At 68.8% G+C, this 21,388-nt stretch carries 20 protein-coding genes; 12 read left to right on the plus strand and 8 right to left on the minus strand.

All coding sequences use genetic code 11. The features are described 5' to 3' along the window. Positions 1-190 precede the first annotated feature (190 nt). Positions 191-1,921, plus strand: a complete 1,731-nt coding sequence (gene ggt / locus KF907_RS03690) for a gamma-glutamyltransferase (protein WP_472843852.1) — start codon at positions 191-193, stop codon at positions 1,919-1,921. A gap of 130 nt (positions 1,922-2,051) precedes the next feature. Here ggt and KF907_RS03695 read toward each other — a convergent pair whose 3' ends face one another. Together KF907_RS03695 and KF907_RS03700 are read right to left on the minus strand one after the other, a co-directional pair. Then, a complete protein-coding gene (locus tag KF907_RS03695; RefSeq protein WP_291218313.1) occupies positions 2,052-2,432 on the minus strand; it encodes a VOC family protein in 381 nt (126 codons plus the stop codon). Then, positions 2,429-3,787 (minus strand): NAD(P)/FAD-dependent oxidoreductase, encoded by a 1,359-nt coding sequence (locus tag KF907_RS03700; protein WP_291218315.1) that lies wholly within the window; start codon positions 3,785-3,787, stop codon positions 2,429-2,431. The genes KF907_RS03695 and KF907_RS03700 overlap by 4 nt, the downstream gene beginning before the upstream one ends. Positions 3,788-3,957: 170 nt before the next feature. On the opposite strand from KF907_RS03700, the gene KF907_RS03705 reads away from it, so the two are divergent. From KF907_RS03705 to fabG, 7 genes are all read left to right on the plus strand, one after another. Then, entirely contained in the window at positions 3,958-4,665 is a 708-nt protein-coding gene (locus KF907_RS03705; protein WP_291218317.1) for a COG4648 family protein, read from the plus strand. Positions 4,666-4,668: 3 nt separating this feature from the next. Then, complete coding sequence (locus KF907_RS03710; protein ID WP_291218319.1) at positions 4,669-4,968, plus strand: ApeI family dehydratase; 300 nt, start codon at positions 4,669-4,671, stop codon at positions 4,966-4,968. Next, entirely contained in the window at positions 4,965-5,921 is a 957-nt protein-coding gene (locus KF907_RS03715; protein WP_291218321.1) for an LpxL/LpxP family acyltransferase, read from the plus strand. The genes KF907_RS03710 and KF907_RS03715 overlap by 4 nt, the downstream gene beginning before the upstream one ends. Next, on the plus strand, positions 5,860-6,495 hold the full coding sequence (locus KF907_RS03720) for a LolA-related protein (RefSeq protein ID WP_291218324.1): 636 nt from the start codon (positions 5,860-5,862) through the stop codon (positions 6,493-6,495). The genes KF907_RS03715 and KF907_RS03720 overlap by 62 nt, the downstream gene beginning before the upstream one ends. Further along, complete coding sequence (locus tag KF907_RS03725; protein WP_291218326.1) at positions 6,492-8,825, plus strand: MMPL family transporter; 2,334 nt, start codon at positions 6,492-6,494, stop codon at positions 8,823-8,825. The genes KF907_RS03720 and KF907_RS03725 overlap by 4 nt, the downstream gene beginning before the upstream one ends. Positions 8,826-8,870: 45 nt before the next feature. Further along, a complete protein-coding gene (locus tag KF907_RS03730) occupies positions 8,871-9,323 on the plus strand; it encodes a hotdog family protein (protein WP_291218328.1) in 453 nt (150 codons plus the stop codon). A gap of 133 nt (positions 9,324-9,456) precedes the next feature. Further along, on the plus strand, positions 9,457-10,188 hold the full coding sequence (fabG, locus tag KF907_RS03735; protein WP_291218330.1) for a 3-oxoacyl-ACP reductase FabG: 732 nt from the start codon (positions 9,457-9,459) through the stop codon (positions 10,186-10,188). Positions 10,189-10,298: 110 nt separating this feature from the next. Here the strand turns inward: fabG and KF907_RS03740 are convergent, their stop codons facing one another. The 5 genes from KF907_RS03740 to glnK form a co-directional block, all read right to left on the minus strand. Continuing rightward, positions 10,299-11,885 (minus strand): NAD(P)/FAD-dependent oxidoreductase, encoded by a 1,587-nt coding sequence (locus KF907_RS03740; RefSeq protein ID WP_291218332.1) that lies wholly within the window; start codon positions 11,883-11,885, stop codon positions 10,299-10,301. Between the two features lie 31 nt (positions 11,886-11,916). Then, on the minus strand, positions 11,917-12,678 hold the full coding sequence (locus tag KF907_RS03745; protein ID WP_291218334.1) for a glycosyltransferase family 2 protein: 762 nt from the start codon (positions 12,676-12,678) through the stop codon (positions 11,917-11,919). Between the two features lie 58 nt (positions 12,679-12,736). Next, a complete protein-coding gene (locus KF907_RS03750) occupies positions 12,737-13,537 on the minus strand; it encodes a beta-ketoacyl synthase chain length factor (RefSeq protein ID WP_291218335.1) in 801 nt (266 codons plus the stop codon). After that, a complete protein-coding gene (locus KF907_RS03755) occupies positions 13,534-14,730 on the minus strand; it encodes a beta-ketoacyl-ACP synthase (protein ID WP_291218337.1) in 1,197 nt (398 codons plus the stop codon). Before KF907_RS03755 ends, KF907_RS03750 begins: the two co-directional genes overlap by 4 nt. 112 nt (positions 14,731-14,842) lie before the next feature. Then, positions 14,843-15,181, minus strand: a complete 339-nt coding sequence (glnK, locus tag KF907_RS03760) for a P-II family nitrogen regulator (protein ID WP_291218338.1) — start codon at positions 15,179-15,181, stop codon at positions 14,843-14,845. Positions 15,182-15,493: 312 nt separating this feature from the next. Between glnK and ubiK the strand changes: the two genes are divergently transcribed. Together ubiK and KF907_RS03770 are read left to right on the plus strand one after the other, a co-directional pair. Beyond that, positions 15,494-15,745: a ubiquinone biosynthesis accessory factor UbiK gene (gene ubiK / locus KF907_RS03765; RefSeq protein ID WP_291218339.1), complete on the plus strand. Its 252-nt coding sequence runs from the start codon at positions 15,494-15,496 to the stop codon at positions 15,743-15,745. Positions 15,746-15,899: 154 nt separating this feature from the next. After that, complete coding sequence (locus KF907_RS03770) at positions 15,900-17,396, plus strand: YifB family Mg chelatase-like AAA ATPase (RefSeq protein WP_291218340.1); 1,497 nt, start codon at positions 15,900-15,902, stop codon at positions 17,394-17,396. 202 nt (positions 17,397-17,598) lie between these two features. On the opposite strand, the gene KF907_RS03775 is transcribed toward KF907_RS03770, so the two are convergent. Then, entirely contained in the window at positions 17,599-18,246 is a 648-nt protein-coding gene (locus tag KF907_RS03775) for a DUF4097 family beta strand repeat-containing protein (protein WP_291218341.1), read from the minus strand. 397 nt (positions 18,247-18,643) lie between these two features. Here KF907_RS03775 and gpmI point away from each other — a divergent pair, with 397 nt between their 5' ends. Further along, positions 18,644-20,173, plus strand: a complete 1,530-nt coding sequence (gene gpmI, locus KF907_RS03780) for a 2,3-bisphosphoglycerate-independent phosphoglycerate mutase (protein WP_291218343.1) — start codon at positions 18,644-18,646, stop codon at positions 20,171-20,173. Beyond that, positions 20,170-21,330 carry a murein hydrolase activator EnvC family protein gene (locus KF907_RS03785; protein ID WP_291218345.1) on the plus strand — a complete coding sequence of 387 codons (1,161 nt, stop codon included), beginning with the start codon at positions 20,170-20,172 and terminating at the stop codon, positions 21,328-21,330. The genes gpmI and KF907_RS03785 overlap by 4 nt, the downstream gene beginning before the upstream one ends. Positions 21,331-21,388 lie beyond the last annotated feature (58 nt).

Below are 21,388 nucleotides of genomic sequence, written 5' to 3' on the forward strand. Positions count from 1 at the left end.
CCCGCATCGTGCGGGCCGGCGGCAAGCCTCGCAAGGGTTGAATGAACGCGCAGCGAACAACGGCGGAAACCACTCGCGAAACCATGACCCATTTCGCCAGCAAGGCCGCGCCCGCCCCGCTGCGAACCTTGCGGATGTCATGACGTCATTGCGGGATCGAAGAACATCCCTGAGCACCGACGTCATGCGTATGATCGCCTGCCATGCCTGCCGGAGACCGCGGATGCCCCGCCTCCTGTTCGTCGCGCTCGCCGCCCTGCTGCCGGACGTCGCCGCAGCCGCCGACCGCGTCACCGGCGCCGATTTCGCCACGCGCTCGGAAGTTTTCGCGCGCAACGGAATGGTCGCGACCTCGCAACCGCTGGCCACCCAGGTCGGCCTCGATGTGCTCCGTCACGGCGGCAGTGCCGTCGACGCGGCAATCGCCGCGAATGCCGCGCTCGGTCTGATGGAGCCGACCGGCAGCGGCATCGGCGGCGACCTGTTCGCCATCGTCTGGGACGCGAAGACGAAGCGCCTGTACGGCTACAACGGTTCGGGCCGCTCGCCGAAGGCGCTCAGCCTGCAATGGTTCAAGGACAACGGCTACACGACGATCCCACCGTACGGGCCGCTGCCGGTCAGCACGCCGGGCGCGGTCGACGGCTGGTTCGCCCTGCACGGGCGCTTCGGCAAGCTGCCAATGAAGGACCTGCTCACGCCGACCATCACCTACGCGCGCGAAGGTTTCCCGGTCGGCGAACTGATCGCGTACTACTGGGACCGCTCGCTGCCGCGCCTGCGCGAGCAGCCGGGCTTCCTCGACCAGTTCACCATCGACGGCCGCGCGCCACGCAAAGGTGAGATCTGGAAGAACGCGAATCTCGCGCGCACGCTCGAGGCGATCGTCAAAGGTGGGCGCGACGCGTTCTACAAGGGTGACATCGCGCGCACGATCGGCGCCAGCGTGCAGTCCGCCGGTGGCTTCCTCGCCTACGAAGATCTCGCTGCGCACCGTGGCGAATGGGTCGAGCCGGTGTCGACGAACTACCGCGGCTACGATGTCTGGGAGTTGCCGCCGAACGGCCAGGGCATCGCCGCGCTGCAGATGCTCAACATCCTCGAAGGGTACGACCTCAAGTCCTGGGGTTTTGGCAGTCCCGAACACATCCATGTGTTCGTCGAAGCGAAGAAACTCGCTTTCGAGGACCGCGCGAAGTACTACGCCGACGCGGATTTTGCAAAAGCCCCGGTGGAACGCCTGATCTCGAAGGAGTACGCGGCCGAGCGGCGCAAGCTGATCTCGATGGACAAGGCCGCGACGAGCGTCGTGCCGGGCGAATTCACGACCCAGGGCGACACGATCTACCTCACCACCGCCGACCGCTTCGGCAACATGGTCTCGCTGATCCAGTCGAATTACCGCGGCATGGGCTCGGGGGTGGCGCCGAAGGGACTCGGCTTCATCCTGCAGGACCGTGGCGAGATGTTCGTGTTGAAGGAAGGCCATGCCAACACCTACGCACCCGGCAAGCGTCCGTTCCACACGATCATCCCGGCCTTCATCACCAAGGGCGGCGAACCCTGGCTCAGCTTCGGTGTGATGGGCGGAGACACCCAGCCGCAGGGTCATGCGGCGATCGTCGTCAACCTTATCGACTTCGGCATGAACCTGCAGGAAGCGGGCGATGCCCCGCGCATCCAGCACGATGGCTCGACCTCGCCCGAAGGCCAGGCCGCGCCGATGAGCGACGGCGGCACGATCGAGCTCGAAACCGGCTTCGACCATGCAGTCGTACGCGCACTCATGCGCAAGGGTCATCGCGTGCGCCATGCCGACGGCAGCTTCGGCGGCTACCAGGCGATCGGCGTCGACGTGAAAACCGGCGTCTACGTCGGTGCCTCGGAAGGCCGCAAGGATGGGCAGGCGGCGGGGTATTGATCCGCGGTTTCTGCGCTGTCGCGCGGAACGGGCTCACCCTCGAACCCGCTGATGCCCGCATTGTTGACGACCACGTCGAGCCGGCCGTGCCTGCGCTGGATCGAGTCCATGTCCTTGGGCCGCTCGGACGTCAGGCAACCACCCGCCATGGCGGGTGCCTGCGGTTGGCGCCGGCCAGGTACAGGCAGAGGACATTGCCCGACGGATCGACGAGGCGTGCCTCGCGCCACAGCCAGCGCTGGTCGGTTGGAAGCTGGGTGAATCCGATGCCGGTCGCCTGCAGGCGCCGAACGCGGTCGTCGAGGTCGGTGCATTCGAAGTACACGACCACGCCGGTGGCCGCCACCGGCGTGTCGACCGTATGCAGCGAAAACGTCGCATCGCCTTGCGGGCACTCGAAGCGCGCATACCGCGGCGGCGAATACACGATCAGCGTGAAGCCCATGTCGCGGTAGAACGCCACGGCACGATCGAGATCGGTGACGGGCAGGGTGATCTGGTTGAGGTTCATGCTCGCCGCGCCTTCTCGACGGGCTCCGGCTGCGCGCCGTCCGCCGAGGTGTTGCCGCCGCTGAACGCTGCGCGCGCCTGGCGGCGGCGGTCGCGCCAGTCGGCGACCCAGCGGCGGATCATCGAGCTGCCCTTGGCGAAGTAGATGAACTTGAAGGCGTGGACGCGCTTCATCACTTCACGGTTGTCGAACACGTCGCCGGCAAGCATCGAGACGATGCCGTCCTCGATGCGCCAGACGTTGCGCGGTTGGGCGAACAGACCGGCCATGACCGGCGAGTTGAAGCGCTGGATGAACCACGAGAACACGCGCACGCCACGACGCAGGCGTCGCTCGAAGGCGCGCTGCAGGGCGGCTTCACGCGCGGGCTCGCGCAAGACCACGTCGACGAGATCTGCAGCGCGCTGTGCGCCGTGCATGGCCAGGTAGACACCGGAGGAAAAGACCGGGTCGACGAAGGCCCAGGCATCGCCGGCCATGATCCAGCCGGGACCGGCCATGCGCGTGCAGGCGTAGGAGTAGTTGCCGGTGACGTGCACGCCGCCCTCGATGGTCGCGCCGCGCATGCGCCGCATAGCCGCCGGCATGCGTTCAAGCGTTTGCATGAGAAAGGTCTCAGGGCTGCCGCGGCGCTGCTTGAGGTACTCCGGCCAGCACACGCAACCGATGCTCATGAGGCCATCGGGAAGCGGAATGAACCAGGCCCAGCCATGCTCGAAGCGGTAGATGCTGACGTTGCCCTGGTCATCGCCTTCGCGGCGTTCGACGCCGCGGAAGTGGGCGAAGATCGCCGCGCTCTGATGCTTGGGATTCCTGCGCTTGAGCTTGAACTGGTTGCCGAGCAGGGTGTCGCGGCCGCTGGCGTCGACGAGGTAGCGCGCGGCGACGGCGAAGGCGCGGCCGTCGGCATCGCGCGCTTCGGCTTCGATCACGCCGATGCCACCGAGCCGGACCTTGCCGACCTTGCAGCCCTCGCGCGCATCGACGCCGTTTGCACGCGCGTGTTCGAACAGAGCCTGGTCGAACTGGTCGCGGCGCACCTGGAAGGCATAGCCGGGCGTGTCGCCGAGCGCGCGATCGAAACGGAAGGTGACGTGGCCGTCGTCCTTCTGGAAGTCCGCACCGAGCTTGAGCACGCCGAGCGCGCGCACGCGATCGAGCACGCCGAGATCCTCGAGGATCGGCACATTGGCCGGCAGCAGCGATTCGCCGATGTGGAAGCGCGGGTGTGCATCCTTCTCGAGCATCAGCACGCGATGTCCCTTGCGCGCGAGCAGGGTGGCGGCCGTCGAGCCGGCCGGCCCGCCACCGACGACGAGCACGTCGCATTCGATCCGTTCGATCACCTGGTCCAATCTTCCACCTCTTCAGGGATGCTCCGATCAAACCCCGGCGCGGCTGAAGCCGCTCCACAAGGCTTTGATTCTGTGGGGGCGGCTTCAGTCGCGATCTGATCCGGCCACAAGGGTCGCCATGGTACATTCGCGGCCTTTCCAGGGGGCGTCCGTCGCCCATGCAAAGGCGCATGCATCGCCCGGTCGCAACGCTCGCCATGTCCGACGAACCGGTTACGCCATCCCCGGTACGCGTGTCCTTCGTGCTCGCCGTGCTCGGCTGGTTCGCACTGGCTGCATTCGCGCTGACGCGGGGCCATGGCGTGCTCGCGGCGGTCTGCGCCTTCCTGCTCGTCGTGCTGGTGCTGGCACCGCGGCTCGCCGCATGGCGCGGGTTTGCCTGGTCCACGCTGGCGATCGTCGGATCCGGTCTCGCCGCATTGGCCTGGCATGGCCATGGTCTGCTTGCGCTGGAAGCATTGCCGGTCGCGGTCAGTCTCGGCCTGGCCTGGTTGTTCGGGCACACCCTCGTCGGCGCGCGCAGGCCACTGATCGTGCGCCTGATCCACGTGATCGAAGGCGAAGAACGCCTCGCCCTGCCCGGCGTCGCTGCCTATGCGCGCCGACTGACCCTGGCCTGGGCCGCGCTGATGCTCGTGCAGACACTGCTGTTCATCGGTCTGCTCGGTGTGCGCCACGGCCTCGTCGGCTGGCCGCCGCGCGCCTTCGCCGATACCTGGCTGATGGTCGGCGGCTGGCTGGTGCCGCTCGCATTCATGGCCGGCGAACTCGCATTCCGGCGCTGGCGATTGCCGCATGTGCCGCACGATTCGCCGCGTGTATTCCTGCGCCGGCTCGTTCGCAACTGGCCAGGCCTGCTGCGCGACACGGTACGCTGAGTGATGTCCACCGACTTCACCACGCTCGATGGCACGCTGCGCATCGACCCCGCGCATCCCGCCCTGCCCGGTCATTTCCCTGGTGATCCGATCGTGCCGGGCGTGGTCCTGCTCGACCATGTCGCCGCCCGCCTCGAGGGGGTCGGGTTTTCCGTGGCGAAGCTGTCGATGGTGAAGTTCCTCGCCCCGCTGCGCCCAGGCGAGGCCGCGGTGCTGAGCTTCCACGGTGATGCTGCGCGCCTGCGCTTCCGCGTCGAGCGCGACGGCACGCCGATCCTCCACGGCGAAGCGGTGCTCGCATGAGCGCGCACTGGAACGAACGCCGCGAAGGCGGTGGCCGGGCCGGCCTGTGGACGATCCTCAAGATCGGCCTGGTTTGCGGACGCCGCCTGTCGCGCCTGCTGCTGTATCCGATCACGCTGTACTTCTTCCTGCGCCGCAACGGCGAGCGCCGCGCCGCACGCGACTACCTGGAGCGCATGTTCGGCCGCCCGGCGAGCGCCTGGGGGGTAATGCGCCTCATGCATGCCTATGCGGCGACCACGCTCGACCGCATCTACCTGCTGACGCAGCGCGCCGGGGATTTCGACATCCACGTGTTCGGCCTCGACGAACTGCATGCGCAGATGGAGCATGGCCGCGGCGTGCTGCTGGTTGGCGCGCACGTCGGCAGCTTCGAGGCGTTGCGCGTGCTGTCGCTGAATCGCGAGGATGTCGACGTGCGCGTGGTGCTCGACACCCAGGCTACGCCGGTGATGACCGAGCTGCTGCATGCGCTGAACCCGAAGATCGCCGCCGGCGTGATCGATGCCTCGCGCCCCGGTCACGAGGTCGTGCTGGCCTTGCGCGAGGCGATGGAACACCGCGCGTTGGCGACCTTGCTCGGCGACCGCGCACGTCCCGGCGAGGCGACCGTGGTCGTCGATTTTCTCGGCGCGCCGGCGCGCTTCCCGATCGCGCCGTTCCTGATCGCCAGCCTGCTCAAGGTGCCGCTGGTGTTCTGCGTCGGCCTGTATCGCGGCGGCGCGCGCTACGACCTGCACTTCGAGACGCTGGCCGAACGGCTCGAGCTGCCGCGGCGCGCACGCGAGGCCGAACTCAAGGCCATCGTTCAGCATTACGCACAACGCCTTGAGCATCATGTGCGCGCCCACCCCTGGAACTGGTTCAACTTCCATGACTTCTGGAACCTCGATGCTCCGTCTGCCGACCCTGCTGGCCTGCCTGCTGACGCCCTGCCTGAGCGCGGCCGCTGAAGCCGGCCCGGCGGCGTTGGTCGCCGGCCTGAAGCGCGAACTGCCGGCACGCACGCCGTACACCGAGGTGCGCTTCGCGCAGATGTTCGACCGTCCGCTGGTTGCGCGCGGCGAACTCGAATACCTCGGTGCCGGCCGGCTCGGCAAGCGTGTCGACGTGCCCTACGCGGAAACCACCACGATCGCCGACGGCCAGGTGAAGGTGCAGCGCGGGACGCGCGCGCCACGCGAGATCGCGCTCGGCCAGATCCCCGAGCTCGAAGGGTTCCTGCGCGGCTTCAGCGCCCTGCTCGGCGGCGACGCCGACACGCTCGCGCGCGATTTCGAACTGACCACGCGCGGCGATGGCGCGCACTGGCAACTGAGCCTTGCACCGAAGGACACACGCCTGCGGCGCCGCGTGAAGTCGATCGTGGTCGATGGCGCGCAGGCCGCCGCACGCTGCTTCACGATCAACGACGCCGACGGTGATTCGAGCGTGATGCTGGTGGAATCGCTGGCGGCGACCGAGCTGCCGAAGCCGTTGACGCCGCACAACCTCGATTTGATCTGTCGCGGCGTACTGGCGAAATGACTGTACGTGCACGTCGTTGGCTGCTGCTCGCCGGTTGGGTACTCGTGCTCGGCGCACTCGCGCTGTTCGTGCAGCGCACGCTGAACATCTCGACCGACCTGCGCAGCTTCATGCCGCCGGCGCAGACCGCCGACCAGAAGCTCATCATGGAGCAGATCGGTGAAGGGCCGGGTTCACGCCTGTTGCTGCTCGCCATCGGCGGCATCGACGAGACACAGGCGGCCGAACTGAGCCGCGGCCTGGTCGCCGCGCTGCGCGCCGATGCGCGTTTCGACGAAGTGGTCAACGGCGCCTTCGACGAGGACGTGCTGGCTGACGATTTCCTGCCGTACCGCTATCTGCTGACCCCCTCGTTCGACGCGGCACCGCTCGATGCGGACCTGCTCGCCGAGGAACTCGCCATGCGCGTGGAGGATCTCGGTTCCCCGGCGGCGACCCTGCTCAAGCCACTGCTGCCGCGCGACCCGACGCTCGAAGTGATGAAGCTCGCCGAGCGCTGGTCACCGCCGAAGCCGCCGCGGATGCGCGAGGGGGTGTGGTTCTCCAACGAAGGCGAGGCCTTGTTGCTCGTGCAAACCAGGGCGCCCGGATTCGATCCGGCCGCCCAGGGCGAGGCGATCGGCGCGATCGAGGCGGCCTTTGCCGCATTGCCGGATCGCGGTGCGGCCAGCCTCGTGATCAGCGGTCCGGGCTACTTCACCACCCTGGTCAACGCGAACACGCGCGACGAGGCGCAATGGCTCGGCCACCTCAGCACGATCGGTTTCGTGATCCTGCTGCTGATTGCCTACCGCAGCCTCGCCGTGCTCGGCCTGGCCGCCCTGCCGATCGCCTCGGGTGCACTGGCCGGCGTCGGCGCGATCGCCGCGTGGTTCGGCGAGATGCATGGCATCACGCTGGCTTTCGGCTTCACCCTGCTCGGCGTCGCCCAGGAATACCCGATCCGCGTGCTCAGTCATCGTCGCGCCGGCGCAAGCGCGCTCGAAAGCGTGCGCGCGCTGTGGCCGCTGCTGCTGACCGCGATCGCATCCGCTTGCATTGCCTACCTGGCCTTCTTCGCCTCCGGCGTGACCGGCCTCGAACAGCTCGCCGTGTTCACCATCAGCGGCCTGATCGTTGCCGGCCTGAGCACGCGCCACCTGCTGCCGCGCGTGTTGCCCGAGCGCTTCCGCGATGCCGCCGACGCCCCGGGCATCGCGAGCGCCTGGGCCTTCGTCGAGCGCATGCCGCGCCCGCGCTGGCTGCCGCCGCTGCTGCTCATCGTCGCCGCGACGATGCTGTGGTTCGCGCCGACCCCGTTCTGGGAGAACAACCTCGCCGCATTGACGCCGGTGCCGAAAGACCTGCTCGAACGCGAAGGCCGCCTGCGCGGCGCGCTCGGCGCGCCGGACGTACGCTATCTGGTCGTGCTCGATGCGGACAGCGCCGATGGCGTGCTTGCGCTGTCGGAACGCATCACGCCCGCGGTCGAGGCCCTGGTCGCGCGCGACGCGGTCGAGGCTGTCGAGTTGCCGAGCCGCTACCTGCCGAGCCTGGCCACGCAGGAACGCCGCCGCCAGCAGTTGCCGGATCGCGTCACGCTAGCCGCTGCGCTGGCCGAAGCACAACGAGACCTGCCGTTCCGCGCCGACCTGTTCGCGCCGTTCCTCGATGACGTCGAACGTGCACGCACGCTCGAACCACTGACCCCGCAAGCCTTCGCCAACTCGCCGCTCGGCACGCGCCTCGCCGCGATGCTGGTCGAGCGCGCCGGCCGCTGGCTTGGTCTCGGCACCGTGGTCGGCCTGCGCGACACGGCGGCCTTCGATGCGCTCGGCGCGAGCACCGACGGCCGGGTGCGCCTGCTCGATCTCAAGGCGGCGTCGGAATCGCTGGTGGTGGCTTACCGCGAACGCATCCTGCACGCCTTCGCGATCGCGATCGTGTTGCTCGCGGCGACCGTGTTCATCGCCTTTCGCGACATCAAGCGTGCCTGGCACGTGCTGGCGCCGATGACCCTGGCGACGATCCTCGTACTCGCCGTGCTGCGCATCGGCGGCGTGTCGCTGTCGCTGTTCCATCTGGTCGCCCTGACCCTCGCCGCTGGCCTCGGCCTGCACTACGCGCTGTTCTTCGAGCGCCAGGTGCCGGATGTCGCCGAGGCGCGGCGGACCCTGCACGCGACCCTCGTCTGCATCATCTCGGCCCTGCTCGTATTCGCCCTGCTGGCCTGGTCATCGCTGCCCGTGCTGCGCGCGATCGGCCTCACGGTGAGTCTGGGCGTAGGGTTTCATTTCTGCCTTTCGATCCTGATGGCGCGACACGCGCAAGAGCGCGGGAACGGGGATTAGGGGATGGGCAATGGAGACAGGCAAGGCGCGCATGGGCGTGATGTCGTGATCGACAAGTCCGAATGGGCGAGGCTGATTCCGCACCAGGGCCTGATGTGCCTGCTCGATAGGGTCATCGGCTGGGACGAGGCGTGCATCCATGCGCGCAGCGCCTCGCATCGGCGCGCGGACAATCCGCTGCGCGGCGACGGCGTGCTGCGCGCCGTGCACCTGTGCGAGTACGGTGCGCAGGCGATGACCGTGCATGGCGCCCTGCTCGCGCGCGCGGCCGGCGGCGCGGCGGCACCGGGTTACCTGGTTTCGCTGCGCGGCGTCGAACTCGCGCGCCCACGCATCGACGACCTCGGCGGCGAACTCGACGTGCATGCCGAACGCCTGCTCGGCGGCGATGGCAGCTGGCAGTACGCGTTCCGCATCGAGCACGCCGGCGACGTGATCGGCCGTGGCCGCGCGGCGGTGATGCTGCACCCAAGCCCGGAGCAGCAAGCCCGCGCGTAGGGGCCCCCTCTGGGCGCGATCGTTCTTCGCCGTGGTTCCAGTCGCGCACAGGGTGCGCTCCTGCGCGGTTGTCCTTCGTGCTTCAATCCATGCCCATGTCTTCCAGGCTTCCGCTCCCGGCAGGAGGGACCCCATGACCACAACACCCCGCCGCGCTCTCGTCACCGGCGGCAGCGGCGACATCGGCAGCGCGATCGCGCACGCACTCGCAGCGCAGGGCCATCATGTGATCGTGCATGCGAACGCGCGACTGCAACGCGCCGAGGCGGTGGCGGCGGCAATCCGCGCCGGGGGTGGCTCGGCCGAGGCGGTGGCCTTCGACGTCGCCGCTGGCGCGAGCGTGGATGCCGCGCTGGAACGCCTGCTCGAAGCCGGGCCGATCGGCATCGTCGTCAACAACGCCGGCATCCACGACGATGCGCCGATGGCGGGCATGAACGATGCCCAGTGGCATCGCGTCATCGATGTCTCGCTGCATGGCTTCTTCCACGTTACCCGCCCGCTGCTGCTGCCGATGTCGCGACAGCGCTGGGGCCGCATCGTCAGCGTCTCGTCGGTGGCGGCCGTGCTCGGCAACCGCGGCCAGGTCAACTACGCGGCGGCCAAGGCGGCGTTGCACGGCGCCACGAAGTCGCTGGCCCGCGAGATGGCCTCGCGCGGCATCAGCGCAAACGTCGTTGCGCCGGGCTTGGTCGAAGGCACGATGCTCGGCGACCAGTTCGATGCCGCGCAGGTCAAGGCGCTCGTCCCCGCCGGTCGCGCCGGCACTCCGGCCGAGGTCGCCGCTGTCGTCGCCTTCCTGTGTTCGGATGCCGCCGGTTACGTCAACGGCCAGGTCATCGGCGTCAATGGTGGGATGGGATAGCAACGCCCTGCGCGACCGCTCTTCGCCGGAGCCCGTTCACGGGCGATGCTCTTCGACGACATCACAACCCAAGGCATCGCCCATGAACGGGCTCCTGCAGGGATGTCGGTTCAGGCCACGCGCGCGAACAGCGGCGTCGAGCCTTGGCTGTCGGGCGCGGGCAGGCCGGTGTCGATGCCGGCGCGGACGGCGCGGGTGGTGATGGTGGCGGCAAGATCACGCAGCCTAGCCAGCCCATCACGCACGCGAACACGCGTGCCGTCGGCATCAAGGCGGTCGCGCAGGGCGCGGTTCATCTGCAGAAACCAGTCGAGCTTGCCCTGGTCCCACATCACCGGCCGGCTCTCGCGCGTGCCATGCGCGTACCAGCGGCGGAACAGCGCCTGCAGGTCACGGTTCAGCGTGGCGGCGGCGAGCATGTCCTCGCGCAGGTCGCCGAGCACGGCGAGATCGGCGAGGCGCTCCTGGAAGAACAGCGGGCAGAGGATGCCCCAGTAGTAGGCATAGTCCCAGATGATCTTGATCGCCATGATCTCGGCGTCGCCGAAGATCGCGTACTGATCGCGGTACAGGCTCAGGGTGTTCTCGTAGAACGAGAAATAGAGTTGTTCGTAGAGGCGTGCGTACGGGGCGATGCTGCGGCCTTCGCGATCGTGGGCGACCAGCTCGCAGATGTAGGTGTTGGCGATCGCGATGAAATCGCTGCCGGGCGAATAGAACGGGTCGAGGAACACACCGGCCTCGCCGGTCAGCGCCCAGCGGTCGCCCGAAAACACCTGTTTGCAGCCGTAGGAGAAGCCGCGCAGGAACAGGAAATCCATGAGCCGCCCGCGCTGCGCCTCGCAATGGCGCGCGACCAGCGGCTGGTGTTCACGCAGCCAGTCGAGCGCCTTGTCGAACGTGTTCATGCGTTCGAGCGGATGCCGTCGCGCGTCGCAGACGATGCCGACCGAATGCGCGCCCGAGCCGAGCGGGATCAACCAGACCCAGTAGCCCTCGCCACAGAGATGGTTGGTCGAACGCCAGCGTTCGGGCGGTGAGCAGCGCGTGCCCCAGGTCGGGTCGTCGCACCAGGCGTCGATCGAGAGCCGCGCGTCGATGCGAAACCACACCGAATTGACGTCGTGGCCGTTCGCCTCGGCAAGGCCGAGCTTGCGCTTGACCAGGCCGGCTCGGCCGGAAGCGTCGACCAGCCAGCGTGCGCTGAACGCCTGGTCCGCGTCAGCGATCGTCGCGCGCACGTGGTGGAGCTGGTCACCCTGGCCGACGTCGATCGCGCGTACGGTCGCTGCGTCGATGAAGCGCGCACCGAGCGCGTGCACGCGTTCGCGGAGATGGTTCTCGAACACGCCACGGTCGATCTGCCAGGTCGGCGTCGGCATGACCCGGCTGACCCCGAGTTCGGTGATGCCTTCGAGATCCTCTCTGCCTTCCGACCAGAAGAAGCGGAAGCCGAACTTGCGGATGTGCTCGGCATCGAGGTGCTCGCGCAGGCCGAGGGTCTCGGCGAAGTACTGCGCACCGATCTCGACGGTCGATTCGCCGACCTTGTGCGCGGCAACCGGCACCGGATGCCGCTTGCGCTCGAGCACGACCACGTCGATGTCGGGAAAGCGCCGACGCAGCTGCACGGCGAGGCACAAGCCGGCGAGGCCACCGCCAAGGATCAGCACGTCGCATCGGGTCGGCTCGGTCATGCTGGAACCCTCGTCGCCGGCCCTTGCCCGTTCAGGCGTGCGCGCCAGCCAGTGGTGGATCGATCACGCGCGGTGGCGTGTCATGCGAACGCCGGTAGCTTGCCACGACATGGCCATAGTGGATCACGCGCAGGATGGTGTACCAGGTGATGCGGGTGACGTCGATCACCGGACGGAAGTGGCTGCGTCGCGCGCCGGGCTGGTAGCGGATGTCGATCGGCACCGAGACGACGCCGAGGCCGAGTTCGCGCACCGCGGCGATCAGGATGGCGGCTTCGAACACGAAACCCTGCGCGGGCAGGTCGACCAGTTCGAGCGCGCGGCGCGGGTAGTAGCGCTGGCCGCTCTGCGTGTCGGCGACCGGGATGCCACAGCCCCAGGAGATGCCCCAGTCGGCCACCGCGTTGGCACGGCGGCGCGCAGCCGGCTGGTTCTCGCGGCCGCGGATGCGCGCACCGATGACGAGATGATCGGGGTACTGGCGGGCGGCGGCGATCAGGCGCGGCACGTCGGCTGCGCTGTGCTGGCCGTCGCCGTCCATGGTCACCACGGCATCGAAGCCGCGGCGCAACGCCTCGCGAAACCCTTCGCGCAGGCTCTCGCCCTTGCCCTGCGGCGTGGCATGGCGGAGCACCTGCACCGGCAGATCGGCAATGCGTTCGAGCGTGGCATCGGTGGAGCCGTCGTCGACCACGATGACATCGGCACAGACCGCCAGCGCCGAGGTCACCACCTCGCGGATCGCGAGCTCCTCGTTGAGGGCCGGTATCAGGATGGCTATGCGCGGACTCATCGGCCCGTTCGTCCATCGTGCGCACGCGCGGTTGCGTGCCGAGTGCCATCCGCGACGGTCACGAGAACGTCACCTTGAGGCCTTCACGTGCACCGAGCGGCAGCACCAGACTCGACGCCACGTCGCTGACCAGGGCGGTGGCGAAGGGCAGGGCCGAGGCCGCCATCGGATTGCCGTTGGCGATCGTGGCGAATGCCGACGGCAGGGCGATGCGGGTCGGCGTGGCCTCGGCCTCGAGCGCGAGCTGCAGGCGCGGCAGCCCGGCGTCCCCGTGCCACGGCGCCAGCACGAGGGCGATGCCGAACGCCGGCGCACTTGGCACGACCTCGGCCAGCGCGCCCTGCGAGACGATGTCGTAGGCAACCAGCAGCACCGGCTCGTCCGCGCTGAGCGCCTGTGCGGCTGCTTCGAGCAGGCCGCCGGCGAAGCTCGCCGTGTAGCCGCTGATCGATGTCGATGCGGCGTGGCAATGCGCGGCGATCGTCCAGTAGCCGGCCGGCGCGTTGTGCACCGAGTTGTGGAAGCGGATCGGCGACAGCTCGTGCGGCGCGCGCGCCAGCGTTTCGCACATGTAGTCGGTGATCGCGGTATCGCCATGGGTGGAGGTGAACACGCTGGCGAGCGCGGCTGGATCCCGACCGGCAGCATCGCATGCCTGCGCGGCGACTTCGCAGGCAATCAGTACCGGATCGGGCGCGCGACGGCGTTCGGCCGGCGGCAACAGGCCCGGAGCCGGGCGTGCCGGCGCATCGGCGCGCGGTGCCTCGCCGCGGCGCAGGCCGACGCAGGCACTGTCCCAGTCGGGCCAACCCGGCGCCCACAGGCCGATGCCTTCAATGTGCACGTCAAGCGCGCTCATGCGGCACCTCCGCGTGCGAAGGCCAGCGTGCAGTTGCTGCCGCCGAAGCCGAACGAGTTGCTGAGCACGAAGCGCAGGTCGGCCGCCGCGTTGGCCAGGGTGATCTGCGGGCCACAGATCGGGTCGAGCGAATCGCTGTTGAGCGTGCCGGGCACGAAGCCATGCTCGAGCGCGAGCAGGCAGACCACCGCTTCGAGGATGCCGGCGGCGCCGAGCGCATGACCGGTCCAGCCCTTGGTCGAACTCGCACGCGTGCGCGCAGGGAACACCGAGGCGATCACAGCCGCCTCGACCTCGTCGTTCTTCGGCGTGGCCGTGCCATGCAGGTTGATGTAGTCGATGTCGGCTGCAGCGAGGCCGGCGCGAGCCAGCGCATCCTCGAGCGCGCGGCGCGCGCCGAGACCTTCCGGATGCGGTGTCGACATGTGGTGGGCATCACTGGATTCGCCCCAGCCCACCAGGGTCGGCGCACGCACGTCACCGCTGCGTTCGAGCAGGGCAAACCCGGCCGCCTCACCGAGCGAGATGCCTCGGCGTGCGACATCGAACGGTCGGCATGCATCCGGCGCGACCAGTTCGAGTGAGTTGAAGCCGTACAGCACGCTGCCGCACAGCGTATCGACGCCGGCGAGGATCGCCGCATCGACGAGGCCGAGACGCAGCAGGCGTTCGCCCTGGGCGAAGATCTTCGCGCTCGACGAGCAGGCCGTGGCCGTGGTCAGGCAGGGCCCGCGCGCGCCGGTCAGTTCGGCGAGGAACAGGCCGAGTGAATGCGGTGTGTGTACTTCGGGTCGGCGCAGGTCGGCCGGGATGCGGCCGTGGTCGAGGCGTTCGTAGGCTTCCTCGCTCGCACCGATGCTCGAAGTCGAGGTCGCCACCAGCACGGCCACGCGTTCGGCGCCATGCCGTGCCACCGCCGCGCGCGCGGCGTCGATGAAGTCGTCGCCCTGCGCACCGAGCCAGGCCAGGCGGTTGTTGCGGCATTCGAAGCGCTCGAAACCGGCCGGCAGGGCCAGCGTCTCCAGCCCATCGACGCGACCGATCGCACAGGCCAGCGGCGCGCGCGTGAAATCATTCGCATGCAAACCGCTGCGCCGCGTTTCGAGCGCACGCCGATGCGCCTCGCGACCGTGGCCGAGCGCGGACGTCGCGGTATGGGCGGTGATGCGGACCGGCGCGATGGGATTCGACACGAGATGAGGGGCTGGACGAAAGCGGCCGAGTATATCGTTCGCTGGTCGGGGGAATGCCGGTCGGTTTCACCGAAGCCCATGCATTTCCGCACAGGAGCCCGTTCACGGGCTCCTACAAAGCATCGTTGTCGAGTTCGCCGGTGCGGATGCGCATGACCCGGTCGAGCTGCCAGACGAAGATCTTGCCGTCGCCGATCTTGCCAGTGTTGGCCGCCTGCGCGATCGCCTCGACCACACGCTCGAGCGAGTCCTCCGGCACGGCGACCTCGATCTTGATCTTCGGCAGGAAGTCGACGACGTATTCGGCACCACGATACAGCTCGGTGTGGCCCTTCTGCCGGCCGAAACCCTTGACCTCGCTGACGGTGATGCCCTGCACACCGATCTCCGCCAGCGCTTCGCGCACGTCATCGAGTTTGAACGGCTTGATGATCGCCATGACCATTTTCATCGGCGTGTCCGGGCGGTGGAGGGCGCGGCGACTATAACCGCGTGTCCGCCGCCCGTGTAGGAGATTTCCTACCGCAGTTTCCGACCGCGCCCACTGCTCGGCAGGCACGGCGGGTGCAGTCTTGCCGCGCAGGGATGGCTCGACGGCGATGACGTCGACGCAGGTGCCGGGACGCGAACAAGGATGCAGACATGGACGTACGCAGGACGCAAGCCTCGCCCGGTCCGGGACCACCATCCCGGTCCGGGCGAACCCTCTCGGAGTACGATGTCGCGTCCCGCTTTCCGTCCCGCCCCGCCAACGAGGTTCCCGATGATCGATGCCCGCACGCTCGACGAGCTTTCGCAGAAGCTCGCCGGCCTCGTACCGCCGGCGCTGTCCGAAGCGCGCGCCGATCTCGCCGCCAATTTCCGCGCCGTGCTGCAATCCGGGCTGCGCTCGCTCGACCTGGTCACCCGCGAGGAATTCGAAGTGCAGCGCGCCGTGCTGCTGCGCACGCGCGAGAAACTCGAGGCGCTCGAACAGCAGGTCGCCGCACTCGAAGCGCAGCCGTCGGCGCACTGATCGCTCGCCGGACACGGCTGATCGCGGGTGGTCTTCACCGGCAAAGCCGATCGAGCACCGCCGCAGGATCGAGGTTCGGCCACAGCCACCGCAGGCGCGCGGACCGGGTCTGGCGCAGGCGAGGCTGCGGATGGCGCAGCGGGCGGAGGTGGCGATGAGCCTCGCCGTCGTCTACAGCCGCGCGCAGGAAGGCGTGGTCGCGCCGCTGGTCACTTGTGAGGTGCATCTGTCCGGCGGCCTGCCGGCGATCTCGATCGTCGGCCTGCCCGAAACCGCAGTGCGCGAGTCGCGCGATCGTGTGCGTGCGGCGATCCACAACTCGCTGCTCGACTTTCCGCAACGCCACGTGACGATCGGCCTCGCTCCAGCCGACCTGCCCAAGGACGGCGGTCCTTTCGACCTGCCGATCGCGCTGGGCATCCTTGCCGCCAACGGCAGCGTGCCCAGCAAGGCGCTGGCCGATGTCGAATTCGTCGGCGAGCTGGCGCTGTCCGGTGAACTGCGCGCGGTCAGCGGCGTGCTGCCGGCGGTACTGCGCGCGACACGCGCCGGTCGGCGCGTGATCGTGCCGCGTGACAACGCCGCCGAGGCGGCGCTGGTCGGCGATGCCGACGTGCGCGGTGCCGGCAGCCTGCTCGAAGTCTGCGCGCACCTGTGCGGTCGCAGCGAATTGCCGCGTGCGCAACGGGCACCCATGCCGGCCGCTGCCGACAGCGGCCCTGATCTCGCCGATGTGCGTGGCCAGGCGCAGGCACGGCGCGCACTCGAGATCGCGGCTGCCGGTGCGCACAACCTGTTGTTCGTCGGCCCACCGGGTACCGGCAAGACGATGCTGGCCAGCCGCCTGCCCGGCATCCTGCCGCCATTGAGCGAACCCGAGGCGCTCGAACTGGCCTCGGTGCGTTCGGTCGCCGGGCTCGGCTGTGCACCGCAGGACTGGATGCGCCGCGCCTTCCGTGCGCCACACCACACCGCTTCAGCGGTCGCCCTGGTCGGTGGCGGCTCGGTACCGCGCCCCGGCGAGATCTCGCTCGCCCACCACGGCGTGCTGTTCCTCGACGAGCTGCCGGAGTTCGACCGTCGCGTGCTCGAGGTGCTGCGCGAACCGATCGAATCGGGTCGCATCACGATCTCGCGCGCCGCGCGCCAGGCCGAGTTTCCCGCACGCTTCCAGCTCGTCGCCGCGATGAACCCCTGTCCTTGCGGCCATGCCGGCGATCCGTCCGGACGTTGCCGCTGCACGCCCGACCAGGTCGCGCGCTACCGCTCGCGCATCTCCGGCCCCTTGCTCGACCGCATCGACCTCGTCCTCGAAGTACCCCGCCTCGACCCGGCCGAACTGCGCCAGTCCGGCGGCGAGTGCTCGGCCGCCGTGCGCGAGCGCGTGGCCGCCGCGCGCACCCGCCAGCTCATGCGCGCCGGCAAGCCGAATGCCTGGCTGGGCAACCGCGAAACCGAACGCGACGGCGCGCTCGGCGAACGCGAACAGCAGTTGCTAGAGCGTGCCGTCGAACGCCTGGGCCTGTCGGCACGCGCCTGGCACCGCTGTGTCCGCCTTGCCCGCACCATCGCCGACCTCGATGGTGCCGACCGGATCGCCGCCGCACATCTGTCGGAAGCGATCCAGTACCGGCGCTTCGCCCGCGACTAGGGATGTTCGGATCCATGCCACAACGGCGTCCGCGTCCTGTGCGGGTGCAGATCAGGACGTGACGGCGAAGGCAGTCTGGCCGTCTGGACGAGCCACGCACCCCGCTGCGAACCTTGCGGATGTCATGACGCCATTGCGGGATATAAGCGCATCCCTGGCCCCGTTCGCGGCTGGCGCGTCCCTGCTTGGCGTTCCCGCTCGTTCAGGGCTTGTCCCCGGAGAAGCGCTTCGGCGTCGCGCCGACGATCTCGCCGACGGTGGCGCTGTCGCTGACATGCAGTTCGACCTCGCGGCGGAACTCCAGCTTGCCCTGCACGACCGCGTCCGGGCCGATGATGATGCGCGGTGGCCTGCTGTTGTTGAACCAGCCGCTCGGCTTGTTCACGAGCAGGCCACCCTCGACGCGCGAACCAGCGCCGATGTCGATGTCACCGGAAACCGTTTCGATGCCGCCACCCACGTGCGCGGCATCGAGATGGATCGCACCGTTGACGTTCGACAGCCGGCCGACGATATCGCTGCCGTTGCCGATGCGGATGCTGCCGTTGACCGCTTCCACCTCGCCCTCGACACGCACGCGCTCGCCGAGGCTGATGCGTCCGTTGACCGCACCGACCGACTTCAGGCTTGCGCCATGTCCGATCTCGATCGAGCCATTGACCGTTTCCACGTCCTCGGCGTTCACGTTGTCGCCGACGCGGATCGAGCCGTTGACGGTGTCGAGGTCGCCGACCGTGCGGCCATCCTCGACGCGGATGCTGCCGTTGAGCTTGCTGATGTCTTCACCGGCGAGGCAGGCGGTGCTGGCGAGCAGCCCGCCGAGCAGGGTGGCGACGAGGGCGATACGCATGGCGGGCTCCTTGGCGAGTGGCGTGTGTCCGCTTCGATGCACCGTGGCGGAGAAGGGTTTATTGCTCTGATCGATTCCGCGATGGCGTCATGGCATCCGCAAGGCCCGCAGCCCGGCGTTGCGCCGGCTCGAGGGACGGCCAGTCGGCCTTGGCCGTCGTGCCTTGATCTGCGAGCGCACACGAGGTTGATCGCGTGGAGGCGGCTTCCGCGAGGGGGTCTGATCGGAGCGTCCTCGGCCGGTTGGGCAAGAATCCGGGATTCGGAGTCGGCCCCACATGCGAGTGGTCACGGCAGCCAGGGTATGCCCGCGCGCACGCTTCGCGCAGCCTGGTGGTCGCGCTGCGGCACCCGTCCCTGCTTACAATCGCCACTTCCATCACTCGATCCCGCCTGCGATGTCCCGCCCGAAACCCGTCCTGTTGCTGATCCTTGATGGCTGGGGCCATCGCGACGACTCCGCGCACAATGCGATCGCGCAGGCCAGCCTGCCGAACTGGACGGCGCTGCTGCGCGACTGCCCGCATACGCTGGTCGAGACGCATGGCCTGCATGTCGGCCTGCCGGACGGGCAGATGGGCAATTCCGAGGTCGGCCACATGAACATCGGTTCGGGCCGCATCGTCTACCAGGACCTGACGCGCATCGACGCGGCCATCGCCGACGGCAGCTTCGAGCGCAACGAGGCACTGCTCGCGGCCTGCGCGGCAGCACAGGCGCACCACGGTGCCCTGCACGTGTTCGGCCTGCTCTCGCCGGGTGGCGTGCACAGCCACGAGGACCACCTGCTCGCCATGATTCGGCTCGCTGCGCAGCGCGGCGTCGCGCGCATCGCTGTGCATGCCTTCCTCGATGGCCGCGATACGCCGCCGCGCAGCGCGCGCGCCTCGCTGGAAAAACTGGCGGCAACCTGTGCGGACACGCCGGGCGCGCTGATCGCGAGCGTCAGCGGACGCTACTACGCGATGGATCGCGACCAGCGCTGGGAGCGCGTCGAACGCGCCTGGAACGCGATCGTCGAAGCGCGCGGGGAGTTCCGCGCCGCCGATGCGCTGTCCGCACTCGATGCAGCTTATGCACGCGGCGAAAACGACGAGTTCGTGCAGCCCTGCGTGATCGGCGACGGCGCGCGCGTGGCTGACGGCGACGCGATCGTGTTCATGAACTTCCGCGCCGACCGTGCGCGTCAGCTCTCGCGTGCCTTCGTAGAGGCGGGTTTCAGCGGCTTCACGCGCACGCGCGTGCCGAAGCTCTCGGCCTTCGTGAGCCTGACCGAATACGCCAAGGACCTCGCCGTGAGCGCGGTCGCCTGGGGCGCGCAGTCGATGGACAACACGCTCGGCGAATACCTTGCCGCGCAGGGCCTGACCCAGTTGCGCATCGCCGAGACGGAAAAGTACGCGCACGTGACGTTCTTCTTCTCGGGCGGCCGCGAGGCGCCGTTCGCCGGCGAGGAGCGCATCCTCGTGCCGAGCCCCAAGGTCGCCACCTACGATCTGCAACCCGAGATGAGCCTGCCCGAGCTGACCGACCGCCTGGTCGAAGCGATCCGGTCGGGGCGCTTCGACTTCATCGCCTGCAACATCGCCAATGCCGACATGGTCGGTCACAGCGGCGTCGAAGCCGCCGCGGTGAAGGCCGCCGAGGCGATCGACGTGGCCTTGGGCCGCATCACCGCGGCGATCCGCGAAGCCGGCGGCGAGATGCTGATCAGTGCCGACCACGGCAACCTCGAACAGATGATCGACGCCGATGGCGTCGCGCATACCCAGCACACGGTCGGCCCGGTGCCGCTGGTCTATGTCGGTCGCAAGGCCGTGCTGCACCACGGCGCACTGCGCGACCTCGCACCGAGCGTGCTCGCCCTGATGGGCCTGCCGCAACCGGCCGAGATGAGTGGCCGCAGCCTGGTCGAGTTCAAGACTTGAGAATCGGCTTCCTTGCCGGCGTGCTGCTCACCGCACTCGGTGCGGCCGTGGCGCAGCCCGACGATCCGGCCGCGCGCGCGGCGCAGGAACACGAAACGAAACAGAAGCTCGACGCCGTGCGCGAGCAGATCCGCGCGCTTGCCGAGCAGCAGCGCGCGACCAGCGGCGAACATGCCGAGGCCGCGCGCGCACTGCGCGAACAGGAGCTCGCCATCGATGACGCGGCGAAATCGGTACGTGCACTCGATGAACGCCTGTCCGGCCAACAGGACGAACTGGCCGCATTGGAGGAACGCCGCGCCGGCCTCGCGCGCGCGCTCGAAACGCAGCGCGAGGCCCTCGCCGCGTTGTTGCGCTCGGCCTATGCGCTCGGTCGTGACGAGGAGATCAAGCTGTTGCTGCAGCAGGACGATGTCGGGGCGATCGCGCGCGTGCTCGCCTACCACCGCTATTTCCAGGGCGCGCGCGTCGAGCGCATCGATGCGCTGATGGGCGACCTCGAACAACTCGCCGAGGTGCAGCGCGCGATCGTCGGCAAGAACGCCGATGTCGTGGCCACGCGCAAGCAACAGCTCGCCGAGGTCGCGCGCCTGGAAGCCGGGCGTGCCGAACGTGCGGCGCTGCTGGCCACGCTCGATGCCGCGCTGAAGGACCAGCAGGCGCGCCTGGCCACACTCGGACGCGATGAACGTGGTCTCGTCGACCTGCTCGGCCGCCTGCGAGACGTGTTCGCCGACATCCCCAAGCAGTTGAGCGGCGCCGAACCGTTCGCCGACCAGCGCGGGCGCCTGCCATGGCCGCTCAAGGGCACGCTGCGCATCGGCTTCGGTGGACGCGATGCCGGCGGACGCCAGCTGTCCGGGCTGTTGATCGGCGCCGACGCCGGGGTGCCCGTGCACGCGGTCGCGCGTGGCCGGGTCGCCTATGCCGACTGGCTGAAGGGCTACGGCATGCTCCTGATCCTCGATCATGGCGACGGCTGGATGAGCCTGTATGGCGCCAACGAATCGCTGCTCAAGGACGTCGGCGACTGGGTCGCTGCCGGCGAGGTGATCGCGCAAAGCGGCGCCAGCGGCGGCCAATCGACGCCGGGGCTCTATTTCGAGTTGCGCCGGCAGGGCAAGGCGGTCGACCCGAAACCATGGTTGCGCAAGTGATATCGGCATCGGCGATCGCTGCAGCGGGGTATGATCGCGACCGGTTGTCCGAGGTTTG

The organism is Dokdonella sp. (assembly GCF_019634775.1).
GTDB lineage: Bacteria > Pseudomonadota > Gammaproteobacteria > Xanthomonadales > Rhodanobacteraceae > Dokdonella.

Coding starts and splice junctions, on each gene's coding strand:
- ggt (WP_472843852.1), top strand. CDS start 191: ATGATCGCCTGCCATGCCTGCCGGAGACCGCGGATGCCCCGCCTCCTG.
- KF907_RS03695 (WP_291218313.1), bottom strand. CDS start 2,432: ATGAACCTCAACCAGATCACCCTGCCCGTCACCGATCTCGATCGTGCC.
- KF907_RS03705 (WP_291218317.1), top strand. CDS start 3,958: ATGCATCGCCCGGTCGCAACGCTCGCCATGTCCGACGAACCGGTTACG.
- KF907_RS03710 (WP_291218319.1), top strand. CDS start 4,669: ATGTCCACCGACTTCACCACGCTCGATGGCACGCTGCGCATCGACCCC.
- KF907_RS03715 (WP_291218321.1), top strand. CDS start 4,965: ATGAGCGCGCACTGGAACGAACGCCGCGAAGGCGGTGGCCGGGCCGGC.
- KF907_RS03720 (WP_291218324.1), top strand. CDS start 5,860: ATGCTCCGTCTGCCGACCCTGCTGGCCTGCCTGCTGACGCCCTGCCTG.
- KF907_RS03725 (WP_291218326.1), top strand. CDS start 6,492: ATGACTGTACGTGCACGTCGTTGGCTGCTGCTCGCCGGTTGGGTACTC.
- fabG (WP_291218330.1), top strand. CDS start 9,457: ATGACCACAACACCCCGCCGCGCTCTCGTCACCGGCGGCAGCGGCGAC.
- KF907_RS03740 (WP_291218332.1), bottom strand. CDS start 11,885: ATGACCGAGCCGACCCGATGCGACGTGCTGATCCTTGGCGGTGGCCTC.
- KF907_RS03745 (WP_291218334.1), bottom strand. CDS start 12,678: ATGAGTCCGCGCATAGCCATCCTGATACCGGCCCTCAACGAGGAGCTC.
- KF907_RS03750 (WP_291218335.1), bottom strand. CDS start 13,537: ATGAGCGCGCTTGACGTGCACATTGAAGGCATCGGCCTGTGGGCGCCG.
- glnK (WP_291218338.1), bottom strand. CDS start 15,181: ATGAAAATGGTCATGGCGATCATCAAGCCGTTCAAACTCGATGACGTG.
- ubiK (WP_291218339.1), top strand. CDS start 15,494: ATGATCGATGCCCGCACGCTCGACGAGCTTTCGCAGAAGCTCGCCGGC.
- KF907_RS03770 (WP_291218340.1), top strand. CDS start 15,900: ATGAGCCTCGCCGTCGTCTACAGCCGCGCGCAGGAAGGCGTGGTCGCG.
- KF907_RS03775 (WP_291218341.1), bottom strand. CDS start 18,246: ATGCGTATCGCCCTCGTCGCCACCCTGCTCGGCGGGCTGCTCGCCAGC.
- gpmI (WP_291218343.1), top strand. CDS start 18,644: ATGTCCCGCCCGAAACCCGTCCTGTTGCTGATCCTTGATGGCTGGGGC.